This is a genomic window from Micromonospora sp. A200 (genome assembly GCF_029893845.1).
Lineage (GTDB): Bacteria > Actinomycetota > Actinomycetes > Mycobacteriales > Micromonosporaceae > Micromonospora > Micromonospora purpureochromogenes.
The window spans coordinates 52913-64617 of record NZ_JARXXY010000004.1 but is presented as its reverse complement, the minus strand read 5'-3'; the positions used below and the strand labels follow the sequence as shown (position 1 = coordinate 64617).

At 73.2% G+C, this 11705-nt stretch carries 12 protein-coding genes; 6 read left to right on the top strand and 6 right to left on the bottom strand.

The window, feature by feature from the left end; translation table 11 throughout:
* Positions 1-84 precede the first annotated feature (84 nt).
* The 3 genes from M2302_RS05460 to M2302_RS05450 form a co-directional block, all read right to left on the bottom strand.
* On the bottom strand, positions 85-831 hold the full coding sequence (locus M2302_RS05460) for a hypothetical protein (protein ID WP_280836884.1): 747 nt from the start codon (positions 829-831) through the stop codon (positions 85-87).
* Positions 832-948: 117 nt separating this feature from the next.
* Positions 949-1722 carry a M23 family metallopeptidase gene (locus M2302_RS05455; protein ID WP_280836883.1) on the bottom strand — a complete coding sequence of 258 codons (774 nt, stop codon included), beginning with the start codon at positions 1720-1722 and terminating at the stop codon, positions 949-951.
* Between the two features lie 262 nt (positions 1723-1984).
* A complete protein-coding gene (locus tag M2302_RS05450) occupies positions 1985-2701 on the bottom strand; it encodes a M23 family metallopeptidase (protein WP_280836882.1) in 717 nt (238 codons plus the stop codon).
* Between the two features lie 387 nt (positions 2702-3088).
* Between M2302_RS05450 and M2302_RS05445 the strand changes: the two genes are divergently transcribed.
* From M2302_RS05445 to sucD, 3 genes are all read left to right on the top strand, one after another.
* Positions 3089-3493: a cobalamin B12-binding domain-containing protein gene (locus M2302_RS05445; RefSeq protein ID WP_154941907.1), complete on the top strand. Its 405-nt coding sequence runs from the start codon at positions 3089-3091 to the stop codon at positions 3491-3493.
* A 539-nt stretch (positions 3494-4032) separates the two neighbouring features.
* The gene (gene sucC / locus M2302_RS05440) at positions 4033-5211 is read left to right on the top strand and encodes an ADP-forming succinate--CoA ligase subunit beta (RefSeq protein ID WP_210778428.1); all 1179 of its coding nucleotides are present in this window, start codon (positions 4033-4035) and stop codon (positions 5209-5211) included.
* A gap of 2 nt (positions 5212-5213) precedes the next feature.
* Positions 5214-6101 carry a succinate--CoA ligase subunit alpha gene (gene sucD, locus M2302_RS05435; RefSeq protein ID WP_280836881.1) on the top strand — a complete coding sequence of 296 codons (888 nt, stop codon included), beginning with the start codon at positions 5214-5216 and terminating at the stop codon, positions 6099-6101.
* A gap of 108 nt (positions 6102-6209) precedes the next feature.
* Here the strand turns inward: sucD and M2302_RS05430 are convergent, their stop codons facing one another.
* Positions 6210-6473, bottom strand: a complete 264-nt coding sequence (locus tag M2302_RS05430) for a DUF4190 domain-containing protein (protein WP_154941910.1) — start codon at positions 6471-6473, stop codon at positions 6210-6212.
* Positions 6474-6629: 156 nt separating this feature from the next.
* Between M2302_RS05430 and M2302_RS05425 the strand changes: the two genes are divergently transcribed.
* Complete coding sequence (locus M2302_RS05425) at positions 6630-8096, top strand: DUF6350 family protein (RefSeq protein ID WP_348529404.1); 1467 nt, start codon at positions 6630-6632, stop codon at positions 8094-8096.
* Between the two features lie 260 nt (positions 8097-8356).
* On the opposite strand, the gene M2302_RS05420 is transcribed toward M2302_RS05425, so the two are convergent.
* Together M2302_RS05420 and M2302_RS05415 are read right to left on the bottom strand one after the other, a co-directional pair.
* A complete protein-coding gene (locus M2302_RS05420) occupies positions 8357-8992 on the bottom strand; it encodes a DUF4190 domain-containing protein (RefSeq protein WP_280836880.1) in 636 nt (211 codons plus the stop codon).
* 26 nt (positions 8993-9018) lie between these two features.
* Positions 9019-9324, bottom strand: a complete 306-nt coding sequence (locus M2302_RS05415) for a CD225/dispanin family protein (protein WP_280836879.1) — start codon at positions 9322-9324, stop codon at positions 9019-9021.
* A 178-nt stretch (positions 9325-9502) separates the two neighbouring features.
* Here M2302_RS05415 and purN point away from each other — a divergent pair, with 178 nt between their 5' ends.
* Both purN and purH read left to right on the top strand, forming a co-directional pair.
* Positions 9503-10123: a phosphoribosylglycinamide formyltransferase gene (gene purN, locus M2302_RS05410; RefSeq protein ID WP_280836878.1), complete on the top strand. Its 621-nt coding sequence runs from the start codon at positions 9503-9505 to the stop codon at positions 10121-10123.
* Complete coding sequence (gene purH / locus M2302_RS05405; RefSeq protein WP_280836877.1) at positions 10120-11691, top strand: bifunctional phosphoribosylaminoimidazolecarboxamide formyltransferase/IMP cyclohydrolase; 1572 nt, start codon at positions 10120-10122, stop codon at positions 11689-11691. The genes purN and purH overlap by 4 nt, the downstream gene beginning before the upstream one ends.
* The last annotated feature ends 14 nt before the right edge of the window (positions 11692-11705 follow it).

The window sequence follows — 11705 nt, the reverse complement described above, 5'->3', positions numbered from 1 at the left end:
ATCCGGGTCGGGTTGCCGTACCCGGGGCGGTGACGATCACTGGCGGGCGGCGAGGCGATCGGCGGACGTGGCCGTGTTGCGGGGTCATCGCCGCTTGGAGCGCGGGCGGTCGCGCTTGCGGCGGCGGGCCGTCTCGACAACCCGGCTCTGGCCGGGATTGGCGGCGGCGTCCGACGGATGCCGCGGCGGCCGCCCCGAGATCAGGGCCGGCACTGCCACCAGCAGCCAGAAGAACACCAGCGCGCCGGTACTGCCCGCCACCTGCTCGTCGGCCGGGACGGGGTGCGCCAGGCCAGCGGCGTCCCGCAGCACGCGCACCTCGTCGCCCACCCCCAGCTCGACGTCGCGCGACAACGTCAGCTCGCCCCGGATCGGGACACCACCGGCCCCCAACAGCCGGAACCGGCGGGTGGGCTCGCCCTTGCCTTCGAATCCGTCGCGCACCGCGGCCACCGTCGCGCGGATCGGCTCGCCCCGAAGCTCGAGGACCACCTTCGAGGCGCCCTGCAGGAACGCGACGTTGACCAGGATCGCGAGACCCACAGCGGTGAATCCCCAGCCGAACCGCAGGTCGCGGCCGTCGATCACATAGATGCCGCCCAGCGAGACGAACATGCCGCCGAGGAAGCCCAGCAGGAACCAGTCCGGATTCAGCAGTGCGCTGCCGGCCACGGCCCCCACCAGCATGCCTGCGGTGAGGACGCCCACCAGCGGCAGCGCGCGGCGGATGGCCATGGTGAGCCTGACCGCGCGCGGCCGCCACCCGGTCGGACGGGCACTGTCACCCGGGGCCTCCACGGCCGACGGCACCCGAGGCTGCTGCTCCGACATGGCGCGAAGGTAGCAGCCGCTTGCGAGCTCTGACGGTTCTCCGGCGACCAGTGTGAACGGAGGCCCGGCGGGGCCGACTGCCGGTGACCGTCCCCACCACCTGGCGACTACAGCGGTTCAGCAGCCCACGTCGATGCCCCGGGCGCGCAGGAACGGCGCCGGGTCGATCTGGTTCCACATCTGACCCTGGTGCACCTCGAAATGCAGGTGCGGGCCGGTGGAGTCGCCGGTGGAGCCTTCCAGGCCGAGGGTCTCCCCGGCGCCGACCTTCTCGCCGACGCCGACCTTCGCGCTGCTCAGGTGCGCGTAGTGGGTCAGGTAGCCGTTGCCGTGGTTGACCACGACCGAGATGCCGTAGCCGTCGCCGACGTCGCCGGCCTTCTCCACGGTGCCGCCGAAGGCGGCACGGACCGGCGTGCCGGCGGGCATCGCGAAGTCGATGCCGGCGTGCAGGGTGCCCCACCGCTGCCCGTAGCAGGACGTGATCTCCGCGCCCTTCATCGGGATGACCCAGGACGGCTTCGGCTTCGCCGTCCTCGTCGGCGTGGGCTTCGGCTTCGGGGTCGCCTTCCTCGTCGGCGTGGCCGACGGGCTGACGGTCGGGCCGGCGGTGGTCGGGCTGGCCGACGGGGTGGCCGGGGAGGCGGACTCGCGGGCGGAACGGTCGGCGCGGGCGGCGTCCTCGGCGCGGGACGCGGCGTCCAGCGAGACGGCGGTGGGGGCGGGGGCGTCGTCGCGGTCGAACGCGATGGTGGAGGCGCCGGCGAGGCCGAGCCCGACCAGCGCGACCGCGCCGACGACGAGAGCGTGCCCACCGCGCCGCTTCCGCAGCCGGTGCCGGCCCGGAGCGGCCACGGTCTTCTCGTTCTGGGCGGGGGTGTCTTCCTGCACGGCTGACCTTCACACTCAGGGGGCTGGGACCAACCCATCCTGGGTGTCGACCGGGTCCGCGGTGGGTACGGGTACCGCAGGGTCGCCGGCGACCGCCGGGGCAACTGTCCGCCATCGTGGCGGAATGACCGCCTCTACCCCGATCCCTGATCTTGGGTGACGGTGGCGTCGCTCACAGTCCTGACTGTGACCCAGCAGACTTCCGCGCACGAAAAACCGCCCGGATCGGGTGATCCGGGCGGTCATCAGGCGATACGGAGCGTCAGGAAGCCGCTACCTCGCTGTAATAAGCTTCGACTTGCAGCTTGATGTCCACTCCGCGCTCCTGGAGCCACGGCACCGGGTCCCGCGGCTCGCCCTTGACATGGATCTCCAGGTGCAGGTGGGAGCCGTACGAGTGGCCGGTGTTGCCGACCAGGCCGAGCTGGTCGCCCGCCTTGACCTGCTGCCCCTCCTTGACGTTCACGGAGGAGGAGTGGCCGTAGATGGCCTCGCTGCCGTCGGCGTGCTGGACGATCACGGCGTAGCCGTACCCGCCGAACCAGCCGGCCTTGGTGACGCTGCCGGAGTGGATGGCGACGTAGGGGGTGCCCTCGGCGGCGACCAGGTCGATGCCGGTGTGCAGCTTGCCCCAGCGCATCCCGTACGGGGAGTTGAAGTCGTAGCCCTGCAGGGGCAGCAGCCACGGGTCCTGGTCGCCGGCGTTGACCTCGGCGTCGCGGTTGGTGTCGCGGGAGGCGCGGTCGGCGGCGTCGGCGCGGGCTGCCGCGTCCTGGCTGGTGATCGAGGCCTGCTTGAGCTCGTCGAGGACCGACGGACTCACGCTCTTGGCGTCGGGGAGCGCGTTCGCGCCCAGCGCGACGATGCCGGCACCGACGAACGCGGTGGTGACGACTGCCGCGTAGCGGCTGCGCGGGGGAGTGGGTACGCGACGGCGGCCGCGATATCTATCGGGCTCAGACGACAGGCGCTGGCGCACGCACACCCTCCGTTGTCGGGGATCCGATGCGATCTCCGGCCGTTCGGTGAAGCTCGGTCGAACGTCCGTTGGTCGCGTCGTCACCCGTCCGTGGACCTGATGACAACCGTGGACACGTTAGCCCTCCGCCGCGCCGGTCACAAGCGGAACCGCCGAATCGCTGAGTCTTTCTGTCCCTTTCCGTCCATCATTGTCATAGCTCGGTACGCCGGATGGCCGTCCCCGTTACTGCCCATTCGTCGCGCAGAGTGACCGTTCGGCGGAGGCGTCCGGCTTTCTCGGGGGCCGGCCGGACGGTAGGGGTGCGGCCCGGATTTCCCGCCCCCGACCGGGCGGGTTACCGTTCGTTCAGGTGATAGCCGCGGAGCCCGTGAAAGGTGTGCGCTGATGAGCTCTCGTATCCGGGTCGTCGTCGCGAAGCCGGGCCTCGACGGCCACGACCGTGGGGCCAAGGTGGTCGCGCGTGCCCTGCGCGACGCCGGCATGGAGGTCATCTACACCGGCCTGCACCAGACGCCGGAGCAGATCGTGGAGACCGCCATCCAGGAGGACGCCGACGCGGTCGGCCTCTCCGTACTCTCCGGGGCGCACATGACGCTCTTCCGGCGGGTGCTGGAGCTGCTCGCCGAGCGGGACGCCCGGGACATCGTCGTCTTCGGCGGCGGCATCATCCCGGACGCCGACATCCCCGAGCTCCAGCAGCTGGGCGTGGCGAAGATCTTCACCCCGGGCGCGACGACCCAGTCGATCGTCGAGTGGGTCCGGGGGAACGTGGCCCAGTCCGTCGCCTGACGACTGCGCAACCGCCGGGCCGCGCCCGGCACCCTGGTCGACTCCGTCTCGCGCACGTGGCGGCATCCGGTGGATGCCGCCGGAGTCGTTACCTGGAGTGGGTCGGGAGCTGCCGGCGACGCTGGGGAGGGCCGGCCGGATGCGGGCACGGGGGAAGGGCCGGACGCACCCCTCACACGCCCGGCCCTTCTATGCACGATGCCCCGCCGCCACCCCTCGACCGACAGGGCATCGGCCGTTCCCGTCCTCGCGCTGAATCAGCGCTCCGACATCAGACTCAACGACGCCCCCACCAGGGGGTTACGCGTCGTCGGCGACATCCTTCGCGGCGGTTGCCGGCCGGGTCCGCGTACCGGCGAGTCGCGGGCGGCGCGCTGTGCATTACCGCACACCGCGCACCCGCTCGGTTGCCGCTGGTGCTCATCTCGCTAGGCTGCGGCCGATGGCCCGTTTCAACTGATGACGGGCGTCAACGGAGTTTCCACAACGCTGGTGGCGGCGCGAGGGCGCGCCGCGGAGACGGGACGGGACGCGCAATCGTGGACCTGTACGAGTACCAGGGGCGGGACCTGTTCGAGCGGCACGGGTTGCCCGTGCTCGCCGGCGGCGTCGCCACTACCCCGGAGGAGGCCCGCGCGATCGCCGAACGCCTCGGCGGTCGGGTGGTCGTCAAGGCGCAGGTGAAGGTCGGCGGCCGAGGCAAGGCCGGCGGCGTCAAGCTGGCCGAGGGCGCCGAGGAGACGGTGGCCCGCGCCACCGACATCCTCGGCATGGACATCAAGGGTCACACCGTCCACAAGGTCATGATCACCGTGACCGCGGACGTGGCCGAGGAGTACTACTTCTCGTACCTGCTCGACCGGGCGAACCGCACCTTCCTCTGCATCGCCAGCGTCGCCGGCGGCATGGACATCGAGCAGGTCGCCGCGGAGACCCCCGACAAGGTGGTCAAGGCCCCGATCGACGCCGTCAAGGGCGTGGACGAGGCGAAGGCCCGCGAGATCGTCGACGCCGCCGGCTTCCCGGCCGAGGTCGCCGACCAGGTCGTCGAGGTCGCGGTGGGCCTGTGGAAGGCCTTCGTCGCCGAGGACGCCACGCTGGTCGAGGTGAACCCGCTGGCCAAGACGGGCGAGGGCAAGCTGCTGCTGCTCGACGCCAAGATCACCCTCGACGAGAACGCCGGGTTCCGGCACCCGGACCACGAGGCCCTGGTCGACCAGGCCGCGGTGGACCCGCTGGAGCAGGCCGCCAAGGAGAAGGACCTCAACTACGTCAAGCTCGACGGCGAGGTCGGCATCATCGGCAACGGCGCGGGCCTGGTCATGTCCACGCTCGACGTGGTCGCCTACGCGGGCGAGCGGCACGGCAACGTCAAGCCGGCGAACTTCCTCGACATCGGCGGTGGCGCGAGCGCCGAGGTGATGGCGAACGGCCTGGAGATCGTGCTCTCCGACCCGTCGGTGAAGAGCGTCTTCGTCAACGTCTTCGGCGGCATCACCGCCTGCGACGCGGTCGCCAACGGCATCGTGCAGGCGCTGGCCCTGCTGGAGCAGCGGGGCGAGAAGGCCACCAAGCCGCTCGTCGTCCGCCTCGACGGCAACAACGCCGAGGCCGGTCGGGCGATTCTCGACGGCGCGAACAACCCGCTGATCCAGCGGGTCGACACCATGGACGGCGCGGCCGAGCGGGCCGCCGAGCTGGCAGCTGCGGGGGTCTGATCATGGCTATCTGGCTGACCAAGGACTCGAAGGTCATCGTCCAGGGGATGACCGGTTCCGAGGGTTCCAAGCACACCCGGCGGATGCTCGCCGCGGGCACCAACGTGGTCGGCGGCGTCAACCCGCGCAAGGCGGGCCAGACGGTCGACTTCGACGGCACCGAGCTGCCGGTCTTCGCCTCCGTCGCGGACGCGATGAAGGAGACCGGGGCCGACGTCACGGTCATCTTCGTGCCGCCGCAGTTCACCAAGGGCGCCGTGGTCGAGGCGATCGACGCCGAGATCCCGCTGGCCGTGGTGATCACCGAGGGCGTCCCGGTGCACGACACCGCCGCCTTCTGGGCGTACAACGTCAGCAAGGGCGAGCGGACCCGGATCATCGGGCCGAACTGCCCGGGCATCGCCTCGCCGGGCGCCTCCAACGCCGGCATCATCCCGGCCGACATCACCGGCTCCGGCCGGATCGGCCTGGTCAGCAAGAGCGGCACGCTGACCTACCAGATGATGTACGAGCTGCGCGACATCGGCTTCTCGACCTGCGTCGGCATCGGCGGTGACCCGATCATCGGGACCACCCACATCGACGCCCTCGCCGCGTTCGAGGCCGACCCGGAGACCGACGCCATCGTGATGATCGGTGAGATCGGCGGCGACGCCGAGGAGCGGGCCGCCGAGTTCATCAAGGCCAACGTCACCAAGCCGGTGGTCGGCTACATCGCCGGCTTCACCGCGCCCCCCGGCAAGACCATGGGGCACGCCGGCGCGATCATCTCCGGCTCGGCGGGCACCGCCGAGGCGAAGCAGGCGGCCCTGGAGGCCGTCGGCGTCAAGGTCGGCAAGACGCCGACCGAGACCGCCAAGCTGATGCGGGAGATCATGGCCGGCCGCTGAGCGGCCGGTAGCAGCACCGTGGGCCGCTGAGCGGCCGGTGGCAGCACCGTCCGCCGCTGGGCGGACGGGTGAGACACCGAGGGGGTCGGCCGGCGACGGTCGGCCCCCTCAGTCGTCCCAGAGCGGGTACGTCCCGCTGGCCCGCCAGATCGCGGTACCGATGATGTTGAGCACGCCGAAGGCGATCGCCAGGTAGCCGAGCACCGGGGACTGGCCGTAGCGCTTCGCGTCGCGGATCGACAGGTAACCGAAGACGATGCCGAGGATGCCGCAGCAGATCAGGCCCAGGACGATGCCGAGCACGCCCCACAGCGTGGTGCGGTCCTTGCCGGCCGCCGGCGGCGGTGGGGGCGGCGGGTACGGAGCGTTCACGGCTTCCTCCCAGCGCTTCCTGCCGCGACTGCAGTCGCGTCCTGCGCCGAGGCTAGACCGGATTCCGGTCCGGAAACCGGTGGATCACGGAACTCGCCGGGGCCAGGTGGGGCCGCCGGGCAGCCGCCGCCCGCGCGGCGTGCCAGAGTAGACCCGATGTCCTCGGTCACCCCTGATCAGCCTCGCCGTCCCGCCGCCGGCGTCCGCGCCGACGCCCGCCGGGACGATGCCCGCCCGGCCGCCGCCGGCCGGACCGACGACGCCCGCCGGACCGACGACGCCCGCCGGACCGACGACGGCCGCCGGGAGGACGCCCGCCGGGAGCACGGCCGCCGGGAGCACGGCGCCCGGGAGGACGCCCGCCGAGAGGACGGCCGCCGGGAGCACGACCGGCCCGGGGGCCGGCCCGCGTCGGGTGGCCGGGTGCCCGCGCCCCGCCGGCCGGAGTCGGGCCGGGGGCGGGCGCCGCTCGTCGTCGCCGCTGGGGTCGCCGCGGGCTGGGCGGCGCTCACGTCGTACCTGCCGGTCGCCCTGGTGCTGGCGCTGGCCCAGTTCAGCGAGGACGCCGGCTCCGTCGCCGGTGCGCTGCGCGTCGGGCTGTCCGGCTGGCTGCTCGGCCACGGGGTGCCGCTGCAGACCACCGCCGGCCCGCTCGGCCTGGTCCCGCTGCTGCTCTCCGGGCTCGCGTTCTGGCGGCTGACCCGGGCCGGCGTGCACACCAGCCGGGCCATGGGCGCGCGGGGCGGGCGTTCGCCCCGCCAGGCACTCACCGCCGCGGTCGCGGTCGGCCTCGGGTACGGGCTGCTCGGCGCCCTCGCCGCAGTGCTGGTGAGCACCGACGACCTGCGGGTCTCCCCGGTCCGCGCCGGCGTCACGTACGCGGTCTTCGGCGCGCTCGCCGCGCTGGTCGGGGCGCTGCGCACCACCGGCGTGGCCGGCCTGCTCGCCGAGCGCGCGCCGGCGGCGCTGCGCGACGGGGTGCGCACCGGGTTGGTCGCCGGGCTGCTGCTGCTCGGCGCGGGGGCCGGCGCGGCCGGGTTGGCGGTGGCGACCGGCGGGGGTGACGCCGCCGACATGATCGGCGCGTACCGGACCGGGGTGGCCGGGCAGGCCGGCATCACCCTGGTCAGCCTCGCCTACGCGCCGAACGCCACGATCTGGTCGACCGCGTACCTGCTCGGGCCCGGCTTCGCCGTCGGCGCCGGCACGGCGGTACGCACCAGCGAGGTCTCGGTGGGCGCGCTGCCGGCCGTACCCCTGCTCGCCGGGCTGCCCAGCGGCCCGGTCGACGGGTTCGGGGCGGCGCTGCTCGCGGTGCCGGTGCTGGCCGGGATGGCCGCGGGCTGGCTGCTCGCCCGGCGGCTGCTCCGCGACGCGGACGAGCGCGCGGCGCCGGAGTGGGGTGCCCTGCTCGGTCCGGCGGCGCTCGCCGGCCCGGTGGTCGGCCTGCTCGCCGGTCTCGCCGCCGCGGCCTCCGGCGGCCCGCTCGGCGGCGGCCGGCTGGCCGAGATCGGCCCGGTCCCCTGGCAGGTGGCCGCCGTCTCCACCGCGGTGGTCACGGCCGGCGCGCTGCTCGGGGCCGCCGCCGCCCGGGTGCTCGCCCGCCCGGCACCCCGCGCCTGACCCGCCGACCCGGCCCGCTCACCCGGCTGCTGGCCGCGCCGCCACGCCCGACCCGCCCGGCACCCCGCGCCTGACCCGCTGACCCGCGCCCGGGCCGCTCACCCGCGCGTCGGCCGCTCACCCGCGCTTGGGCTGCGCACCCGCGCTTGGGCCGCGCACCCGGCTGGGTGCGACGTGTCCCCACAGCGACCGGCGCGCGCGGGGCCGGGACGACGGAAGGGGCGCCCCGGAGATCCGGGACGCCCCTTCCAGGTGTCGGCTCAGGAGTTCGGCAAGGAGATGTTGGCGGCGAGCGCCACGATCTGCAGCAGCCCGAGCGCCAGACCGATTCCGCCGCAGATCAGACCCGCGAGGGCCTGACCGCCGTTGTTGGCCAGCCCCTGGGCCGCCTTCTGCCGGCCCAGCCATCCGGTGACCACCGCGGCGATGCCCAGCGGGATGCCGAGGTAGCAGCAGACCATCGGGATGGAGACGATGCCCAGGATCATCGACACCAGGCCCAGCGTGTTCTGCTGGCCCTGGGCCTGCGGGTAGCCCGCGTTCGGGTACGCCGGCATGCCGTAGGGCTGCTGGCCGTACGGATCCTGGTAGGGCTGCTGCCCGTACGGCTGGCCCGGCGCCCCGTAGGGCTGGCCCGAGGTGGGCTGGCCGTAGGGGTCACCGGAGACCGGCTGCCCGTACGGCTGGCCCGAGGTGGGCTGGCCGTACGGGGCCTGCGGCGGCGGGGCGTACGGATCGTGCGGCTGCTGCCCGTACGGCGCCTGCGGGGGCTGTGCGTACGGGTCCTGCGGCTGCCCGTACGGCTGCCCGTAGGGCTGCCCGGAGGTGGGCTGGCCGTACGGGTCGTGCGGGGGCTGCTGGCCGTACGGGTCCTGACCGGGGGGTCCGGGCTGCATGGCGGATGCTCCTCAGTCGGTGATCGTCAGTAGCTGCTGGCGCTGGTGTCGGAGCCCATGATCCCGGCCAGACCACCGGCGAGGCAGCACAGCAGGACGATCACGAGCCAGACGACGCCGATGATGATGGCCCACTTCGACCACTTCTTCGACTCGTTCGCCGCCGCCTGGGCGCCCGCGTAGTCACCCTGCTGGAGCAGCGGGTTGACCTTGGAGGCGTTGATGATGGCCGGGATGGCCAGCGGCCAGAAGAAGAAGATGGCCACGATGGACATCGTCATGTTGTTGTTGATCGGCGGCTGCTGCGCAGGGTTGGGGTAACCGGGCTGCATGGTGCTCCTCGCTCCGTCGGCACTGTCCGTGCCTGATCTTGTGTGAAGGGTGCGGCGGCGGGCCGGACGGCAGCCACCGAGCGACGGGCAGCGTATCGCGTACGTGCCACTCGCGTGATCACCCGAATCGCCGCTGCCCGATCGTTGGGAGTCCTGACCTGCCCGATAGGGTGGCCGCGTGACCGAGCCCGCGCCCGTCGCCCGCCTCGTCGTCCTCGTCTCCGGCTCCGGCAGCAACCTCCAGGCGCTGCTCGACGCCACCACCGACCCCGCGTACGGGGCCCGGGTGGTGGCCGTCGGCGCGGACCGCGACGGGATCGCCGGCCTGGACCGGGCCGCCGCCGCCGGGGTGCCGACCTTCGTCGACCGGGTCAAGGACCACCCGTCCCGGGAGGACTGGGACCTCGCGCTCACCGCGCACGTCGCCGAGCACCGACCCGACCTGGTGATCTCGGCCGGCTTCCTGAAGCTGGTCGGGCCGCACTTCCTGGCCGCCTTCGGTGACCGCTACCTGAACACGCACAACACCCTGCTGCCGGCGTTCCCCGGCATCCACGGCCCCCGGGACGCGCTCGCCTACGGCGTCAAGGTCACCGGGGCCACGCTCTTCTTCGTCGACGCCGGGATGGACACCGGCCCGATCGTCGCGCAGGTCGCCGTGCCGGTACGCGACGACGACGACGTGGAGACGCTCACCGAGCGCATCAAGGAGGCCGAGCGGCGCCAGCTCGTCGAGCAGGTCGGTCGGCTGGTCCGCGAAGGTTGGACGATCACCGGAAGAAAGGTCACGGTCCCGTGAGTTCCACTCAGGACGAGCGTCGCCCGATCAGGCGGGCACTGGTCAGCGTCTACGACAAGAGCGGCCTGGTCGAGCTGGCCCGGGCCCTGCACGACGCCGGGGTGGAGATCGTCTCGACCGGCAGCACCGCGTCCACCATCTCGGGCGCGGGAGTGCCGGTGACCCCGGTCGAGCAGGTGACCGGCTTCCCGGAGATCCTCGACGGCCGGGTGAAGACCCTGCACCCGAAGATCCACGGGGGCCTCCTGGCCGACCTCCGCAAGGACACCCACGCCGCCCAGCTCGACGAGCACGGCATCGCCGGGATCGACCTGCTGGTCTCCAACCTCTACCCGTTCCAGGCCACGGTCGCCTCCGGCGCGAGCCAGGACGAGTGCGTGGAGCAGATCGACATCGGTGGGCCGGCGATGGTCCGGGCCGCCGCCAAGAACCACGCGTCGGTCGCGGTGGTGACCGACCCGGCGGCGTACCCGGCCCTGGTGGCCGCCCTCGTCGACGGCGGCTTCACGCTGGCGCAGCGTCGGGCGCTCGCCGCCCGCGCCTTCGCCGACATCGCCGACTACGACGTCGCCGTGGCCGAGTGGTTCGCCACCACCCTGGCCCCGGCTGCCGACGGGTGGCCGCAGTTCGCCGGGCTGAGCCTGCGCCGCCGGGCGGTGCTGCGCTACGGGGAGAACCCGCACCAGGCGGCGGCCGTCTACGCCGACCCGTCCAGCCCCGCCGGCCTGGCCCAGGCCGAGCAGCTGCACGGCAAGGAGATGTCCTACAACAACTACGTCGACGCCGACGCGGCCTGGCGGGCCGCGAACGACTTCACCGACCAGCCGGCGGTGGCGATCATCAAGCACGCCAACCCGTGCGGCATCGCGGTGGGCGCGGACGTGGCCGAGGCGCACCGCCGGGCGCACGCCTGCGACCCGGTGTCGGCGTACGGCGGGGTGATCGCCGTCAACCGGCCGGTCAGCATGGAGATGGCCCGGCAGGTGGCCGAGATCTTCACCGAGGTCGTGGTCGCCCCCGGGTACGACGACGGCGCGGCGGAGATCCTGCAGGCCAAGAAGAACATCCGGCTGCTGCACGCCCCGGCCTTCGACCCGCTGCCGGCGGAGTGGCGGCAGGTCACCGGCGGTGTCCTGGTGCAGCTGCGGGACAAGGTCGACGCCGAGGGTGACGATCCGGCGAACTGGCGGCTGGCCACCGGCGACCCGGCTGACGAGGCCACCCTGCGGGACCTGGCCTTTGCCTGGCGGGCGGTCCGCGCGGTGAAGAGCAACGCGATCCTGCTGGCGAAGGACGGCGCCACCGTCGGGGTCGGCATGGGGCAGGTCAACCGGGTGGACTCGGCACGGTTGGCGGTCGACCGGGCCGGCGCCGAGCGGGCCCGCGGCGCGGTCTGCGCCTCGGACGCGTTCTTCCCGTTCGCCGACGGCCCGAAGATCCTCATCGAGGCGGGGGTACGCGCGATCGTGCAGCCCGGCGGCTCCATCCGCGACGAGGAGGTCATCGCCGCCTGCAAGGAGGCCGGCGTGACCATGTACCTCACCGGCACGCGGCACTTCTTCCACTGACCGCCGCCCCCGCC

Bases quoted from the DNA above. Each gene is read 5' to 3' on its own strand.
- M2302_RS05460 (WP_280836884.1), bottom strand. From the start codon at position 831: ATGTCGGAGCAGCAGCCTCGGGTGCCGTCGGCCGTGGAGGCCCCGGGT.
- sucD (WP_280836881.1), top strand. From the start codon at position 5,214: ATGGCTATCTGGCTGACCAAGGACTCGAAGGTCATCGTCCAGGGGATG.
- M2302_RS05445 (WP_154941907.1), top strand. From the start codon at position 3,089: ATGAGCTCTCGTATCCGGGTCGTCGTCGCGAAGCCGGGCCTCGACGGC.
- M2302_RS05425 (WP_348529404.1), top strand. From the start codon at position 6,630: ATGTCCTCGGTCACCCCTGATCAGCCTCGCCGTCCCGCCGCCGGCGTC.
- M2302_RS05415 (WP_280836879.1), bottom strand. From the start codon at position 9,324: ATGCAGCCCGGTTACCCCAACCCTGCGCAGCAGCCGCCGATCAACAAC.
- M2302_RS05420 (WP_280836880.1), bottom strand. From the start codon at position 8,992: ATGCAGCCCGGACCCCCCGGTCAGGACCCGTACGGCCAGCAGCCCCCG.